This window comes from Phascolarctobacterium faecium, assembly GCF_003945365.1.
Taxonomy (GTDB): domain Bacteria; phylum Bacillota; class Negativicutes; order Acidaminococcales; family Acidaminococcaceae; genus Phascolarctobacterium; species Phascolarctobacterium faecium.
On the sequence record NZ_AP019004.1, the window covers coordinates 1,631,378 to 1,647,757 of the forward strand.

At 40.6% G+C, this 16,380-nt stretch carries 17 protein-coding genes; all 17 read left to right on the top strand.

All coding sequences use genetic code 11. The features are described from left to right. Positions 1 to 4 precede the first annotated feature (4 nt). The 17 genes from PFJ30894_RS08015 to PFJ30894_RS08095 all read left to right on the top strand — a co-directional run bounded on the left by PFJ30894_RS08015 (position 5) and on the right by PFJ30894_RS08095 (position 16,376). Complete coding sequence (locus tag PFJ30894_RS08015) at positions 5 to 661, top strand: YczE/YyaS/YitT family protein (protein ID WP_021718460.1); 657 nt, start codon at positions 5 to 7, stop codon at positions 659 to 661. A 168-nt stretch (positions 662 to 829) separates the two neighbouring features. Then, positions 830 to 1,747, top strand: a complete 918-nt coding sequence (gene xerC, locus PFJ30894_RS08020) for a tyrosine recombinase XerC (protein WP_113076989.1) — start codon at positions 830 to 832, stop codon at positions 1,745 to 1,747. Between the two features lie 20 nt (positions 1,748 to 1,767). After that, the gene (codY, locus tag PFJ30894_RS08025) at positions 1,768 to 2,541 is read left to right on the top strand and encodes a GTP-sensing pleiotropic transcriptional regulator CodY (RefSeq protein WP_021718462.1); all 774 of its coding nucleotides are present in this window, start codon (positions 1,768 to 1,770) and stop codon (positions 2,539 to 2,541) included. A gap of 167 nt (positions 2,542 to 2,708) precedes the next feature. Then, positions 2,709 to 4,166: an IMP dehydrogenase gene (gene guaB / locus PFJ30894_RS08030; RefSeq protein ID WP_021718463.1), complete on the top strand. Its 1,458-nt coding sequence runs from the start codon at positions 2,709 to 2,711 to the stop codon at positions 4,164 to 4,166. A gap of 26 nt (positions 4,167 to 4,192) precedes the next feature. Further along, positions 4,193 to 4,969, top strand: a complete 777-nt coding sequence (locus tag PFJ30894_RS08035) for an enoyl-CoA hydratase/isomerase family protein (RefSeq protein ID WP_021718464.1) — start codon at positions 4,193 to 4,195, stop codon at positions 4,967 to 4,969. Positions 4,970 to 5,065: 96 nt separating this feature from the next. Beyond that, positions 5,066 to 5,692: a site-2 protease family protein gene (locus PFJ30894_RS08040; protein ID WP_021718465.1), complete on the top strand. Its 627-nt coding sequence runs from the start codon at positions 5,066 to 5,068 to the stop codon at positions 5,690 to 5,692. Between the two features lie 46 nt (positions 5,693 to 5,738). Continuing rightward, entirely contained in the window at positions 5,739 to 6,731 is a 993-nt protein-coding gene (gene trpS, locus PFJ30894_RS08045; RefSeq protein ID WP_021718466.1) for a tryptophan--tRNA ligase, read from the top strand. A 3-nt stretch (positions 6,732 to 6,734) separates the two neighbouring features. Further along, on the top strand, positions 6,735 to 7,448 hold the full coding sequence (locus PFJ30894_RS08050; RefSeq protein WP_021718467.1) for a segregation and condensation protein A: 714 nt from the start codon (positions 6,735 to 6,737) through the stop codon (positions 7,446 to 7,448). Next, on the top strand, positions 7,449 to 8,048 hold the full coding sequence (gene scpB / locus PFJ30894_RS08055) for an SMC-Scp complex subunit ScpB (RefSeq protein WP_021718468.1): 600 nt from the start codon (positions 7,449 to 7,451) through the stop codon (positions 8,046 to 8,048). A 3-nt stretch (positions 8,049 to 8,051) separates the two neighbouring features. Continuing rightward, positions 8,052 to 8,780 carry a pseudouridine synthase gene (locus PFJ30894_RS08060; protein ID WP_021718469.1) on the top strand — a complete coding sequence of 243 codons (729 nt, stop codon included), beginning with the start codon at positions 8,052 to 8,054 and terminating at the stop codon, positions 8,778 to 8,780. Continuing rightward, complete coding sequence (locus PFJ30894_RS08065; protein ID WP_125669523.1) at positions 8,773 to 10,014, top strand: BaiN/RdsA family NAD(P)/FAD-dependent oxidoreductase; 1,242 nt, start codon at positions 8,773 to 8,775, stop codon at positions 10,012 to 10,014. The genes PFJ30894_RS08060 and PFJ30894_RS08065 overlap by 8 nt, the downstream gene beginning before the upstream one ends. Before the next feature lie 16 nt (positions 10,015 to 10,030). Next, a complete protein-coding gene (gene cmk / locus PFJ30894_RS08070; protein ID WP_044491921.1) occupies positions 10,031 to 10,699 on the top strand; it encodes a (d)CMP kinase in 669 nt (222 codons plus the stop codon). A gap of 3 nt (positions 10,700 to 10,702) precedes the next feature. Further along, positions 10,703 to 11,293: a lysophospholipid acyltransferase family protein gene (locus tag PFJ30894_RS08075; protein WP_021718472.1), complete on the top strand. Its 591-nt coding sequence runs from the start codon at positions 10,703 to 10,705 to the stop codon at positions 11,291 to 11,293. A gap of 4 nt (positions 11,294 to 11,297) precedes the next feature. Continuing rightward, positions 11,298 to 13,367: a 4-hydroxy-3-methylbut-2-enyl diphosphate reductase gene (ispH, locus tag PFJ30894_RS08080; RefSeq protein WP_125669524.1), complete on the top strand. Its 2,070-nt coding sequence runs from the start codon at positions 11,298 to 11,300 to the stop codon at positions 13,365 to 13,367. Between the two features lie 17 nt (positions 13,368 to 13,384). Beyond that, a complete protein-coding gene (gene fni, locus PFJ30894_RS08085) occupies positions 13,385 to 14,446 on the top strand; it encodes a type 2 isopentenyl-diphosphate Delta-isomerase (RefSeq protein WP_167457045.1) in 1,062 nt (353 codons plus the stop codon). A 111-nt stretch (positions 14,447 to 14,557) separates the two neighbouring features. Then, entirely contained in the window at positions 14,558 to 15,841 is a 1,284-nt protein-coding gene (locus tag PFJ30894_RS08090) for a DUF512 domain-containing protein (RefSeq protein WP_125669526.1), read from the top strand. A 10-nt stretch (positions 15,842 to 15,851) separates the two neighbouring features. Further along, positions 15,852 to 16,376 carry a cob(I)yrinic acid a,c-diamide adenosyltransferase gene (locus PFJ30894_RS08095; RefSeq protein WP_125669527.1) on the top strand — a complete coding sequence of 175 codons (525 nt, stop codon included), beginning with the start codon at positions 15,852 to 15,854 and terminating at the stop codon, positions 16,374 to 16,376. The last annotated feature ends 4 nt before the right edge of the window (positions 16,377 to 16,380 follow it).

The window sequence follows — 16,380 nt, forward strand, 5'->3', positions numbered from 1 at the left end:
TGTGATGAACTGGAAAGACAAACATAACTTGTTTTTTAAACTGCTGCGGCTGCACTTTGGTCTGGCACTGTATTCCATTGGTTTGACCCTTGGCATCCAGGCTAATATCGGCTTGGCGCCATGGGAAGCCTTTGGTATCGGTGTTTCCTATGTTACAGGATTGACCTATGGGACGATCAATGTTTTGAGTGGGCTTTTGATTTTAGTAGTGACAGTTGCTATGGGTGAGCGGTTTGGATTAGGTACGATTCTTAATGCTGTATTGATCGGTTTTGGTGTTGATGTTCTTCAGTACTATCATGCTGTACCTTTAATAGAAAATTATTGGCTGGGAATCATCGTAATGTTTTTAGGGCAGTTTTCCATCAGTCTGGGCACTTATTTTTATATCAGTGCCGGACTTGGCTCTGGTCCGCGCGATTCTTTGATGATCGGGTTAAAACGTCGGCTGCCGAAAGTTCCGATTGGTATGATCAGAGGCCTTATAGAAGGCAGTGTTTTGCTGGCTGGCTGGCTGCTGGGAGCGAAGGTTGGTTTAGGTACTATAATAGCTGCGTTTGGCATCAGTACTATTTTGCAGTTGACTTTTAATTGGCTGCACTTTGATGCAAAATCAGTTCAGCACGAAGGCATCTGGCAGACTTTAGGCATAAAAAATTAAAATATTAAGAGTAGCGGCACATTAAATTGGCCGCTATTTTTGTTTATATTCAGATTTTTACACATTTTTGTGTATTCAATAAAAAATTCAAAAAATTTAGTACTTGGTTATTGAAATAGCTTCCTGGTTTGTGATACTATAAGTCTACATAAGAAGAAGGGATTTATTATGGCAGAGTCAATATCGCAATATCCTATGGTTGATAAGTTTCTCAGGTATCTGCAGGTTGAAAAAAACACGTCGCCGCTGACTGTTAAAAATTATGCCGCTGATATAAGTTTATTCAGTAATTTTTTAGCAGAACGGCTGGGGAAAGATTTTCAATGGCAGAAGATCGGAGTTTTGGATATTCGTGCCTATTTAGCGCTGCTCAATAAAGAAAAGTATGCGCGTACGACGATTGCCAGGCGGATTTCTTCGCTGCGTTCTTTTTATAAGTTTTTAATGCGAGAAAATTATGTGGAGCAAAATCCTTTTATTAAGGTAAGAACGCCAAAGCTGGAAAAAAGATTACCTGTATTTTTGGAAGAACTGGAAATCAATGAGATATTAACCTTACCGGATAAAGATACGCTGGGATTAAGAGATCAGGCGATATTAGAATTACTCTATGCCACAGGTTGCCGTGTTTCCGAATTGGTGGGACTTATGGTGACTAATATAGATCTTGGCAGCCAATATGTTTTGCTGCTGGGCAAAGGCAATAAAGAACGTATCGTACCGATAGGGCATACCTGCTGCCAGGCTGTACGGCAGTATTTGCAAGTTACACGCGGAGCTTTGATGGAAAAGAATAAAACAGAGGCGCATGACAAGGTTTTTGTTAATAGCAGGGGAGGTCCGCTGACGGATCGCAGTGTCCGTAGGATCTTAGATAAATATATAACCCAACTGGCTATGCAGAAAAAAGTCAGTCCTCACACGATCAGGCATACTTTTGCCACACATCTTTTAGATCATGGTGCTGATTTAAGAGCTGTTCAGGAATTGCTTGGACATGCTAATCTGTCCACAACGCAGATTTATACTCACATTACGACTGAACGTATTACTTCTGTATATCAGAAAAATCATCCGCGTGCTTAAAATTTGAGGGAGGAATCATCATGGAACTTTTGGAGAAAACAAGAAAAATCAACAAATTGCTGCAAAGAGGGGAAAAAGTAGAATATAACGCTATCGCACGTCTGCTGCGTGATGTTATTGGCGCTAACATTTATATCGTTGGGCGTAAGGGCGGCGTTAAAGGCAGCGCTCTTCAGGATGATTTCGAATGTGATATCATGCGCGAACAGGTTTTGGATGTCAAAAACTTCCCGCAAAAATATCTGGATTTTATTATGGACGCGAAAGAAACAGTTTCAAATATTGAACATAAAAATCAGGAATGTTCCTTTGTTAAAGGTACAAAATGCTTTTTTGATCAGAAAAAAACTACTATCGTGCCTATTTACGGTAACGGCGAACGTATTGGTACTTTGATCGTAGCTAAATATGATAAACCCTTCGACGATGAAGACCTGCTGCTGGCAGAATATGCTGCGACTGTTATCGGCGTTGAGATTCTGCACGAGCGCGCAGCTAAAGTAGAAGAAGAAGTGCGTAAGAAAGCAATGGTTCAGATTGCTTTTTCAACGCTTTCTTATTCCGAACTGGAAGCTATTGTCAATATTCTCGGCGAACTGAAAGGCATGGAAGGCTTGCTTGTAGCTTCTAAAATTGCTGATCGTGTCGGGATTACACGTTCTGTAATCGTTAATGCTCTGCGTAAATTCGAAAGTGCCGGTTTAATCGAAACGAAATCGCTTGGGATGAAGGGAACATATATACGGATTAAAAATGAGTTCCTGCTGGAAGAACTGCGTAAAAATAATTCTTAAATAAAAAATGACCGGATTGCTGTAATGTTGCAGTAAATCGGTCATTTTTAGTATCTTTTAAGGTTCCTAAACAAGATATTGTAAAAAAAATTACAGAAACTACTTGATTTTGTGTAATCACTGTGCTAGTATAGTAAAAATATTTCAAAGAAGAAGGGAGTTTTATAATGCGTACAGACAAATTTGCAAAAGAAGGTTTAACTTTTGATGATGTGCTTTTGGTTCCGGCAGAATCTGATGTTTTGCCGCGTGATGTAGATGTTTCCACTTATTTGACTAAAAACATTAAATTGAATATTCCTCTGATCAGTTCTGGTATGGATACTGTTACAGAATCAAAAATGGCGATTGCCATTGCCCGTGAAGGCGGTTTAGGTGTTATCCACAAAAATTTAACGATTGAAGAACAGGCAGGAGAGGTTGCCAAAGTAAAGCGCAGCGAGCATGGTATTATCGTTGATCCTTTATTTCTGGCTCCTGATAATATTCTTGCAGATGCCGTAAAAATGATGGAGCATTATCATATTTCCGGTGTTCCTATTTGTGATCCTGATGGTAAGCTGCAGGGAATTATTACTAATCGTGACCTGCGTTTTGAAACTAATCTTAATAAACAGATTAAAGAATGTATGATTGGTGAAGGTTTGGTAACTGCTCCTGTTGGTACGAGTCTTGAAGAAGCTAAAAAATTACTGCGCGAACACCGTATTGAGAAATTGCCGTTGGTCGATAGCGAAGGTTATCTTAAAGGGCTGATCACAATCAGTGATATTGAAAAAGCTAAAATGTATCCTAATGCCTGCAAAGACAGTGATGGGCGTCTGCGTGTAGCCGCTGCTGTAGGCGTTGGTGCTGATATGATGGAACGAGCTTCCGCTTTAGTTAATGCTAAGGTAGATGTTATAGTTATTGATACTGCTCATGGACATTCGCACGGAGTCCTGAATTCAGTGCGTCAATTGCGCGAAGCTTTCCCGGAATTGAATATTATTGCCGGAAATGTAGCAACAGGCGCTGCAACTGAAGCATTAATCAAATGTGGCGTTGATGCCGTTAAAGTTGGCATCGGGCCAGGATCTATTTGTACGACCCGTGTTGTAGCCGGTATCGGCGTCCCGCAGATTACTGCTATCAATGATTGCGCATTAGTTGCACGTCAATATGGTATTCCTATTATTGCCGATGGCGGTATCAAATATTCCGGTGATATTGCTAAAGCTATCGCCGCAGGTGCCAATGTTGTTATGATTGGCGGTTTGTTAGCAGGAACTGAAGAGTCCCCTGGCGAAACTATTATTTATCAAGGCCGTTCTTATAAAGTATATCGTGGGATGGGCTCTTTAGGTGCTATGGAACGCGGTTCTAAAGACCGTTATTTCCAGGAGAACGCCGATAAATTGGTACCAGAAGGAATTGAAGGACGCGTACCTTTCAAAGGCCTGGCTGCAGAAACAATCTTCCAGTTGGTTGGTGGTTTGCGTGCAGGTATGGGCTACTGCGGTGCTAAGGATATCGAAGAAATGATTACAAAAACTCAATTTATTCGTATGACTGGCGCCGGTTTGAAAGAAAGCCATCCGCATGATGTCATCATTACGAAAGAAGCTCCTAACTACAGCCTGTAATAAAATTTAGAGGAGGTTTTTCGAGTATGGAAGATGCAGTTTTATTTTCACTTAAAGGTCAGGTTGCTATAATTACTATGAACAGACCGCATAGCTTGAATTCAATGAATGAAGCATTGATTGACGGGTTGCATGAAGCTCTGACAAAGGTAGAAAAAGACCCGGCAATAAAATGTGCTGTGCTGACAGGTAATGGAAAAGCTTTTTGTGCCGGCGGAGATCTGCCGTTTTTGGAGACTCTTGCAGATACTGCTGTAAAAAAGGCTTTCATTACCAAAGTAGGGCAAGTTGCAAAACGTATTACTACAATCGAGAAGCCAATTATTGCCATGGTCAATGGTGTTACCGCTGGTGCCGGTGTTAATCTGATGCTGGCCTGTGACCTTATTTATGCAGTAGATACAGCTAAATTTGCTCAAAGCTTTGCGAAAGTAGGGTTGATACCTGATTGTGGTGGTTTATATTTCCTGCCGAAAGCTGTCGGCGTTCATAAAGCTAAAGAGCTGATGTTTACAGCTGATTTGATTGATGCAGCAACTGCTGAAAAAATGGCGTTGGTAAATCATATCTTTCCTGCAGCAGAGCTTGAGGACGCGGTTATGCAAATGGCTGAACGACTTGCAGCTTCAGCACCTTTAGCGATAGGGCTCATCAAAAAATATCTGAATAATACTGCGATGACTTTAGACGAAGTGCTGGAAATGGAAGCAGTTGCCCAGCCTTTATGTATGGGCACGGACGATAGTGCAGAAGGAATAACTGCCTTTAAAGAAAAACGTACTCCTAAATTTACAGGTAAATAAGAATTCACAAAAAAGACGGAATCGCTGTCAGCGGTTCCGTTTTCTTTTCACGTAAAATACTGTATAATATTACTATTGACGATTATGGAGGTTTGTATGTTAGATTTTGATTTTTCATCAATGTTATATAGGATTCCGGCGCTTTTGATAGCTATCACTATCCACGAGTATGCACACGCGCAGACTGCGGAAGCCATGGGCGATCCTACACCGCGGTTCATGGGACGTTTAACTTTTAATCCTTTAGCACATCTTGACCCTATTGGTGCCTTGATGCTTATTGTGGCCGGTTTCGGCTGGGCTAAGCCTGTAGGTATCAATCCCAATAATTTCAGAAATCGCCGCGAAGGTATTTTAAAAGTTTCTTTTGCAGGCCCTGCGGCAAATTTGTTTTTATGCTTTCTTGCAGCATTGATTGTTGCTTTAATGACCAAATTTGGTGTTATGACCAAAGGCGTTTATTCGTTTTTACTTTGGACACAGCTTTATAATGTTTGGTTTGCTTTTTTTAATCTTATCCCAATCCCGCCTCTGGACGGTTCAAAGATTTTAGGAGAACTGCTGCCGCCGCGGACTGCTTATCAGTATGAAAATATGGTTGGCCAATATGGCTTTTATATCTTGCTGGCTTTGGTCTTTACCGGTATCGTTGGTATGATCATAAGGCCTTTGGCAAGCACGTATATGTCTTTGGTAAACAGTATTTTGGGGATAGTATTTTAATTAAAACGGCTTGTTGAATTATGATTAATGAAGGGACTTGATGTTGATGACTAAAGGTAGAATTTTCAGTGGAATGCAGCCATCTGGACGTTTTCACTTGGGTAATTATATGGGAGCGCTGGAGAATTGGGTTCGTTTGCAGCACGAATATGAATGTTTTTTCTCCATTGTTGATCTGCATGCGCTGACTTCGTCTTATAGCGATACTTCAAAATTACAGGAAAATGTTATGGAAATGGCGATTGACTGGCTCAGTGCTGGTCTTGACCCTGAAAAAAATGTCATTTTTGTACAATCTCATGTTAAAGAGCACGCTGAATTAGCGCTGCTTTTAGGTATGAGCACTCCGTTGTCGTGGCTGGAACGTGTGCCAACCTATAAGGATAAACTGCAGAATTGGTCTGCTCAGGGCAAGGATAATAATACCTATGGTTTTTTGGGATATCCTGTGCTTATGGCAGCGGATATCATGCTTTATAAAGCAACCTGTGTTCCTGTAGGTGAAGACCAGTCTGCTCATTTGGAGCTGACCCGGGAAATAGTACGCCGTTTTAACTATCTTTATAATAGAGAAGTGTTCCCCGAGCCACAGGCAGTATTTTCCAAAGCTAAGGTTTTACCGGGTATTGACGGCCGTAAAATGTCAAAATCCTATGGCAATACCATTCCTTTCGGCGCTGGACCGGAAGAAATGTGGGAACGTATACGTATGATGACTACTGACCCGCAGCGTATAAAAAAGACTGACCCGGGACATCCGGAAGTTTGTATTGTCTACGCTTTTCATAAGGTATTCAATCCTGAGGAATATGAAGAGATTGGGGCAAGATGCCGTGCCGGCGAGATTGGCTGTGTAGAATGTAAAAAACGTTTGGCAGAAAAGATGAATGCGTTGCTGGCAGATATCCATACTAAACGGGAAGAATTATCAAAGAAACCTGAATATATTAAAGAAGTACTTGATTATGGAGCACAGCGTGCCCGCAAGGAAGCTGAAAAAACTATGGCTGAAGTTAAGACCGCCATGAATGTGCTGTAATATATGGCTAACCTGTCAATCAAGGTTCAGGATTTTGAAGGTCCACTGGATCTGTTGATACATTTAATAGAAAAAGAAAAAATTGATATTTATGATATTCCTATTGTGGCAGTGACTGAGCAATATATTGAATATTTACAGGCAATGACGGAGTTTGATATTGAGATTGCCAGTGAATTTTTGCTGATGGCTGCCACGCTGCTGCAAATCAAATCGCGTATGCTTTTGCCAAAACAAACTGCTGAAGGCGAGGAAGATGAAACTGACCCTCGTCAACTGCTGGTGGAAATGCTGGTAGAATACAGACGTATTAAGGTCTGTGCCTCAAATCTAGCTGAACTAAAGCTTCAGGCAGAACGTTGCCGTTACCGACTGCCGCTTTTGTCTGGTTTTGTTGAACGCAGCTTGAAACAATATGAGGCAGAAGAGTTGATTAGTGCTATGCTGACCCTGCTTTCAGTGAAAACTGAGAATACGGCTTATATTGAGCGCCAGGAATTTAATGTACAGGATAAAATGAATGAGATTGTTCATATGCTTTCTCAACATCTCAACGGTGTAGAATTTGCCAAAGTATTTTCACGTACTGGTTCCCGCAGTGAGAAAGTCGCGTCTTTTTTAGCTGTTTTGGAACTTTTAAAGCTTGGTGTTGTAACTATCAACCAGACAGTGGCTTTTGCTCCAATCTATATATTCCTGCGACAGGGGGAACGATAAATGTTTCACGATTACTTAAGGGGTTCTTTAGAAGCTTTGTTGTTTGCTGCCGGTGAACCGTTATCTGTTGCCAAGCTAGCTGAAATAATGCAGCTTGATAAACCTCAGGTATGGGAACTTTTATCGCTTTTAGAGCGGGATTATGAAGATGAAAAGCGCGGCCTGTATTTAAGAAAAGTGGCAGAAGGTTATCAATTATGTACAAAAGAACAGCATTATGAATTGATAAAACAGCTGGCGCGTTCTCAGGAAATGAAATTATCTAATGCCGCTATGGAAACATTGGCTATTATTGCTTTTAAACAGCCTGTTACCAGAAGTGAAATGGAAGCTATTCGCGGTGTTAAGGTCGACGGTGTCGTTAATACGCTTTTAGAATATGGATTGATTAGTGAGACCGGACGTAAGGATTCTATTGGTCATCCTATTTTGTATGGAACTACAGATAAATTTTTGATTACTTTTGGTCTGAATTCTTTAAAAGACTTACCGGAGTTTCCTGATATTTTGTCAGAGCATGAAAACGAACCGGAACAAATGTCACTAATGGCTGAATTTAATGAAGAGCTTAATAAAACAGAAGAAACAGAGGATTTATAATCTATGGAAGAACGTTTGCAGAAAGTTTTAGCTTCTGCTGGGGTAGCCTCCAGACGCGAAGCTGAAAAATATATTTTAGCCGGGCGTGTAAAGGTAAATGGTAAGATTGTTAAAGAATTAGGAACTAAAGTAGGAGAAAAAGCTTTTATTTTAGTTGATGGTAAACCGATTAAACGTGAGAAGAAAGCCTATTATTTATTTTATAAACCTCGCGGAGTTGTTACTACTATGACGGATCCGCAGGGGCGCAGAACTGTTGCTGATTTTGCCAAAGATTTGCCGGAACGGGTTTTTCCGGTAGGCCGGTTGGACTATAATACAGAAGGTCTGCTGCTTCTGACTAATGATGGCGATCTGGCCCAAAAACTCACTCATCCAAAACATGAAGTAAATAAAACATATAGAGTGACTGTTCCGGGACTGGTTCCGCAGGACAAGCTTGATCTGCTGAGGATCGGTGTAAAATTAGAGGATGGAATGACAGCGCCTGCTATTGTTACTCTGATTGGGTATGATAACGAAAAAAGTAATACAACTTTTGATATCGTTATTCATGAAGGCCGTAACCGTCAAGTGCGCAGAATGTGTGATTTTATTGGGTTTCCTGTAAGACAATTAAAACGTATAAAGTTAGGTAATCTGACACTGCAGGGATTAAAACGCGGCGGTTATAGAATTTTGAATGAAGACGAAATTAATGCTTTAATCAAGGCGGCTGCGATCAATGAATAAAGTTATCGTCGTAGGCGGAGGTGCAGCGGGTTTATTGGCAGCAGCAGCTGCTGCTGAACATGGGGCACAAGTAACAGTTTTGGAAAAGATGTTTAAACCTGGAAAGAAACTTTTAATTACAGGTAAAGGTCGTTGTAATATCACCAACGATTGTGACTTGCAGGAAATAATCAAAAATATTCCTGGAAACGGACGCTTTTTAAACAGTGCTCTACGTCAGTTTACTAATGAAGATGTTGTAAAACTTTTAAATGATAATGGTTTGGAAACTAAGGTTGAACGTGGTGGTCGGGTTTTCCCCGTAAGTGATCAGGCCAAAGATGTAGTAGATACATTGTTAAAAATTCTGCATGATTTAGGTGTAGAATTGGTTACTGATATTTGTGTGACTGAAGTTTTAACTGATACTGAAAAAGTTATCGGCGTCAAAACTAAAAGCGGTAAAGTATTTAAAGCAGATGCAGTTATTGTTGCAGCAGGCGGGGCGTCTTATCCAGGAACCGGATCTGACGGGAGTGGATTTAAACTTGCCGAAAAATTGGGACATGCGATAATACCACTTAAACCTTCGCTGGTACCACTAACTAGTGATTCACCTTATATTCCTGATTTGCAGGGGTTATCCCTGCGTAATGTACAGGCTACTGTTTATTCTTCAGGAAGTAAGGCTGCTTCGGAATTTGGAGAAATGTTATTTACGCATTTTGGTGTATCAGGTCCAATTATTTTATCACTCAGTAAAACAGTTGCAGCACTTTTAAAAGCTAATAAAACTAATATCGATTTGCTGATAGATTTAAAACCTGCTTTGACTTTTGAAAAGCTTGAAGCAAGAGTTCAGCGTGATTTTGAGCAATACAGCCGGAAGCAGCTGCTGAATGGGATGAAAGACCTTCTACCGCAGCGTCTGATCCCCGTAGTTTTAGATCAGGCTTATCTTGATGAAGAAAAGCCTGTCAATCAGATATCAAAAGAAGAACGTAAGCGTTTAGTAGAAGTGTTAAAAGGGTTATCAGTTTCGATTACGGGAACGAGGCCTTTAGCAGAGGCTATTGTAACAGCTGGGGGCGTATCCATAAAAGAAATAGAGCCTAAAACATTGCGTTCCAAGTTGTGGCAAGGATTGTATTTTGCAGGAGAAGTCATTGATATAGACGGTTATACTGGCGGCTATAATTTACAGGCGGCATTTTCAACAGGATATGCTGCAGGGACAGCGGCTGCATATCAATAAATAGGCAGGGTGGTAAATGATGGAGAAGAAATTAGTAGTTGCCATCGACGGTCCGGCAGGAGCAGGAAAAAGTACCATTGCTAAACTGGCGGCTGAAGAATTGGACTATATTTATATTGATACAGGTGCAATGTATCGTTCTGTAGCTTGGAAGTTTTTACAAAGTAAGCAGGATTTTTCACCTGAATTAGTAAGTAAACTTGCTGCTGAAATGACTATTACTTTTAAACAGGAAGCAAAATTGAACCGTGTTTTTGTTGATGGACTGGAAGTAACAGATGAAATCAGAACTCCGGAAGTAACAGAAATTGTTTCTAAAGTATCTGCTGTAGGAGCTGTACGCGAAGCTATGGTAGCTCAGCAGCGCCGCATGGGAGAAGCCGGTGGAGTAGTGATGGACGGGCGTGACATCGGAACAGTGGTATTTCCGCATGCTGATTTAAAGATTTTTTTGACGGCTTCTGCTGAGGAGCGGGCATCGCGGCGATACAAAGAAATGCTTGCCAAAGGAATGCAGGTTGATCTGAAGCAGCTGCAGTCTGATATTGAGGCTCGTGATAAGCAGGACTGTGAACGTAAAATTGCGCCGCTTTGTTGTGCAGAAGATGCGATTTTTTTGGATAGTTCTAATATGTCTATTCAGGAAGTTGCTTCTCAAATTTTAACTTTGGTGCAGGAGCATTAAGCTATGTTTTATTCAGTCTTAAAGATTATTTTAAGAATTTTATTCAAAATATTTTTGCGGCTGGAAGTAAAAGGTGCAGAAAATATTCCAGCGACAGGTCCTTTGGTAATTGCCAGCAATCATTTAAGTTTGCTGGATCCGCCTGTAATCGGTGTAGCATCTACAAGAAAAGTGCACTTTATGGCAAAACAGGAGTTGTTTGTACCTGTTTTGGGTGATATTTATAAACTTTTGGGCGCATTTCCTGTAAAACGTGGTGGGGCCGATAGAACAGCAATAAAACATGGTATTGACTTGATGCTGGATGGTGGTGTGTTAGCTATTTTCCCTGAAGGGACTCGCAGTAAAACAGGGGCGTTAGGTAAGGCTGAGCCAGGTGCTTTGATGATGGCAGGAAAAGCTAAAGCAGTCATTGTTCCAACATGCGTAAAAGGTACCGATATCAAACGGCAGGGGAAATTATGGCCGCAAGTAAACGTCAAATTTGGAAAACCTATTTTTTTCCCTCAGGATGTACCGATCAGCAAAGAACTGCTGCATGAACTTACAGAAGCTTTGATGCTGGAAATAAAACGCTTACAAGAAGCGGAGTGATAGTATGAAAATCAGAATTGCTGAATATTGCGGTTTTTGTTACGGCGTCAAACGTGCTGTAGATATGGCATATAAATTGGCTGAAGCAAATGAAGCATCTGGAACATTAGGCCCTTTGATACATAATCCGCAGCTTATCGAAGATTTAAATACCAAAGGAGTGCCTTGCCGTGAAAGCCTGGACGAATTTCAAGCTGGAGAAACTGTCGTTTTTCGCTCGCATGGAGTTGGCCCTGACGTTTACGAAGCTGCTCATGCAAAAAATCTGACTATTCTTGATGCAACCTGTCCAAATGTTAAAGCTGCACAGAAAAAAGGACAAGCTTTGGCTGAGGCTGGTTATTTACCTGTAATTATTGGTGAAAAAAATCATCCTGAAGTAAAAAGTATTGTACAATGGGCAGGAAAACATGCTATAGTTATAGAATGTATAAAAGATATAGGTAATGTACCTTTAGCAGATAAATATGGCGTTTTGATTCAAACTACCTTTGAATTGGCAAAGTTTGAAGAAATTCTGGCAGCACTTCAGAAGGAACGTTCCGGTGAATATAAAATAGAAAAAACTATTTGCCTGGCAACGTCTCAACGACAAAAGGCTGCTCTGAAGTTAGCTGATGAAGTAGACGCCTTTGTTGTAATAGGCGGCAGAAACAGTGCCAACACAAGACACTTGTATGAGCTTGTTGCAGAACACTGTAAGCGTGCTTACCATATCGAAACAGCCTCGGAATTAAACGAGGAGATGTTTAAAAACTGTCAAAATATAGGAATAACGGCAGGCGCATCAACGCCGGACCGTATAATTAAGGAGGCTATACGTGTAATGGAAAACATGGAATCTTTTGAAAGTATGCTGGAACAAAGCCTGGAGGACGCACATGTCTACCCTGGTAAGATTGTTAAAGCTACAGTCATCCAAATAGGCAAAGATGAGGTATATGTTGACTTCGGCTATATGAAAGAAGGCGCTATTGCTTTTTCACAATGGTCTAATGAAGCTCCGGAAATTTTGGCTCAAACTATTAAAATTGGTGATGAAGTGGAGGCCAAAGTTATTCCCGGTACTTCGAAAGACGATTTTATCCGTCTTTCGAAAATCAAAGCTGAACAGGATGCTGCATGGAATTATGTAGCAGATTTGGCAGAAGGTGAAAAACGCCGTGCTACTGTAAAAGTTCTGCGGATTATTAAAAACAAAATGAAAAATATTGTCGGCTTAGCTGTTGCAGTCGAAGGCGTTGAAGGTTTTATGCCTGCTTCTCATGTGGAATTACGCCGCGTAGAAGATTTTTCTGATTATATTGGTAAAGAATTGGAAGCGGAAGTTATTGAAGTTGATACGGCAAAAAAACGTTTAGTTGTTTCACGTCGTGATTTGCTTAGAAGTGAAAAAGAAGCAAAAGCCCAGGCTTGGCGTGATGCCAAAGAAGCCAGGATCCAAGCTGCTAAAGAAGCTCGTACTGCCGCAGAAGAAGCCGCTTATGCTTCTGTTGAAGAAGGACAGACAGTTACAGGCAAAGTTGTAAGAATTGCTGATTTTGGCTTGTTTGTTGAAGTTGGACAGGGGTTGGTCGGTTTAGTTCATAATACCGAGTTATCTTGGGATCGTAATGTAAAAGCAGAAGATGCTGCTAAAGTTGATGATGAAGTAACTATACTTGTGAAAAAAATTGACCGTGAAAACAGACGCGTAGCTCTCAGTATAAAAGCTACTCAGGAAGACCCGTGGCTGACTGAAGCAGCTGCTTTTAAAGAAGGTATGGTTGTAGAAGGTACTGTAGAGAGGTTCCTGCCGTTTGGCGCTATCGTAAAACTTGCCGATAAAGTTGAAGGATTGGTCCATGTTTCTGAAATTGCTGAAACCCGTGTTGAAAAACCGGAAGACATTTTGGAAATCGGTCAAAATGTAAAAGTAAAAGTTATCAAAGTTGATTTGAAACATAAGAAGATCGGCTTAAGTATCGTTAAAGCTGTTAAAGAAGCAGAAAAAGCAGAATACAGCTCTTTTATCAATGACAAACCGGAGCTGACTCTTGATTTAAAAGAACAGCTGGAAGGTTTGAACAATTAATTAAACGGATGGTAGATATGTCGCGAGAGCAAAGAAAATTGGATCATATCAGATATGCATTGGAACTTGGAGATGGACCGCTTCCTAACGGTTTTACCGATATGCATTTTCTGCATAATTGCTTGCCTGAGCTTGCTCCTGCTGATATTGATATTACAACGACGCTGGGCGGTATTAAGCTCAGCGTTCCCTTTTTGATAAATGCGATAACTGGCGGTACGGATAATGTTATCGATATCAACCGCAAGCTTGCGCAAACAGCAAAGTCAGTTGGAGCAGCTATAGCGGTCGGTTCACAATATGGAGCTGTAAAAAGTAAAAGCAGCTATCAGAGTTTTAAAGTAGTACGCGAAGTTTATCCTAATGGAGTCGTTTTTGCTAACGTCAGCGCTCTGGCAACACCGGACGAAGCAGCTGAAGCTGTTAAAATGCTTGATGCTGATGCTTTGCAGGTTCATTTAAATCCTGCCCAGGAGCTTGTGATGCCGGAAGGAGACAGAAATTTTAAAGGTCTTTTGGATAATATGCGTCGCATTTTAGAACATAGCGAAGTCCCTGTTATTGTCAAGGAAACCGGTTGCGGTATGGCAGCAGAACAAATCAAACAGATGCTTGTTTTTGGCTTTACCTGGTTTGATATCGGTGGAGCGGGAGGCACGAATTTCCCTGCAATAGAAGCAAAACGGTTTACTTCACAAAAGTCTGTTTTAGCTGAGTGGGGTATAAACACCGCTAAAACTCTTACTGAGGCTTTTTCTGTTTGCGGCCGCAATGATATTATTATAGCCAGTGGAGGAATAAGGGATGGACTGACGGCTGCGAAAGCGTTTGCTTTAAGTGCTGATGTTGTGGGGATGTCAGGGAATATTCTGCGTTACATTATAGAAAAAGACATTGAAGAAGCTCAAAGGGCATTAACAGATATCATCAATGATTTAAAAATGGTAATGCTGCTTACAGGTTCCAGTGATCTGAAAGCTTTGCGTAACGCCCCAATATATTTTACAGGTGAATTACGTGAATTTTTACTTGGCCGTAATTATGATATTTCAAAAATAAGTGCCGCCAGAAAAAGATAGTATGTTTATCCCGTTCTTCAAATAAGAACGGGATTTTTGTGTGTTTTGTCAAATTTGAAATTATAATGTATAATATTAAGATACCAAACTGTGCTTTTAGAAAGGAAAACTATGCAGGGAATCATTAGTGCCGTACGCCGTAACAGTTTAGCTGAAAATGCCGGAATCAAAGCCGGTGAAAAACTGTGTGCTGTTAATGGTGTGTCAGTACACGATATTATAGAATTAAGCTATTTAGTTGCAGACGAACAGATTGTATTGACGATTGAAGATTCGGAATGCCGACAGCGCCAGATAGTTATTGAAAAATATACTGATGAAGAATTAGGACTGGAATTTGAAGCGGCTGTTTTTGACGGGGTTACTACTTGTTATAACAATTGTGTATTCTGCTTTGTAGATCAGATGATTCCTGGTATGAGAGAATCATTATATGTACGTGATGACGATTATCGTTTATCTTTCTTATATGGTAACTTTATTACTCTTACAAATATGAAGGAAGAAGATTTTGAACAGATCATAAAGACGCATATGTCACCGCTCTATATTTCCGTACATGCAACAAGACCAGAAGTACGCTGCCAAATGATGAATAACCGTTTTGCAGGTGAATTGATGTCAAAAATCAATAGACTGGTGGAAGCTGGAATTTCCATCCATACACAAATTGTTTGCTGTCCTGGTTATAATGATGGAGAAGTGTTGGAACAAACCTATCGTGATTTGGAAGCCTTAGCGCCTATGGTGGAAACAATGGCTGTAGTTCCGGTTGGTATTACAAAGCATAGAGAACATTTGACACCGATGCGCTTATTTTCTAAACCTGAAGCTGCCGCTATAGTTGATAAAGTTACTGTATGGCAGCAGGAATGCCGCGAAAAATTTGGAAAATCCTTCGTTTATCTGGGAGATGAGTTTTATTTATTAGCAGAAAAACAACTCCCTGATGCATCATGGTATGATGGATTTCCACAAATCGAAAATGGCATTGGTCTGAGTCGTAGTTTTATTGACGAATGGCAGCAGATCGCTGCCAAAACTGATGTTTGCAATCATAGTGTTGATGCAGTGATACCGGTTGGTACCAGTGCTTATAAAATTTTGCAGCCACTGCTGGATAATTTTAATAATAAAACTGGTTCAAAACACAGTTTTATCCCGGTAAATAACGAATTTTTCGGTGAAACTATCAATGTTACCGGATTATTAGTTGGTAAAGATATTTTAAAGGCTGCCCAAGGCATGAAGAGAATTATTTTGCCTGCTGTTGTTTTGAATCAGGATAATTTGTTCTTAGATGATATGTCCTTTGATGACTTTAAAAAAGCTTTTGACGGCAAAGTAGAGCGCGCCGTTAATGCACGCGAGTTGGTTATGCTGCTTAGCAGGTAGGAGGCCGATTATGAAAGGTTATGGTTTACTGCAGGTTTATACAGGATCAGGGAAAGGAAAAACTACTGCGGCATTGGGTGTGGCTTTGCGTGCAGCAGGCAGGGGTGCCAGAACGGTCATGCTGTCATTTCTCAAAGATGATCCTGATTATGGTGAAGCTATGGCAGCACAATACCTTCCACATTTTTTACTGAGGCAGGTTGGACGCGATGCTTTCGTAAATTTTCATAATCCAGATCCTATTGACCTTAAAATGGTTCGTGAAGGCTGGGAAGAAGCAAAAAAAATTATTCTTGAAGATACAGCAGATTTATTGATTTTAGATGAACTGAATATTGTTTTGGCAACTGGAATGCTGCCATTAGAGGAAGTTATTGATTTTTTGAAAAAATATAAAGGTAAGACAGAGATCATTACAACAGGACGTGGTGCTCCTGAAGAACTGATCTCTATAGCCGATTTGGTTACGGATATGCAGGAAATAAAACACTATTTCCATAAAGGCATCAGTTCCCGTGACGGAATCGACCATTAGAGAG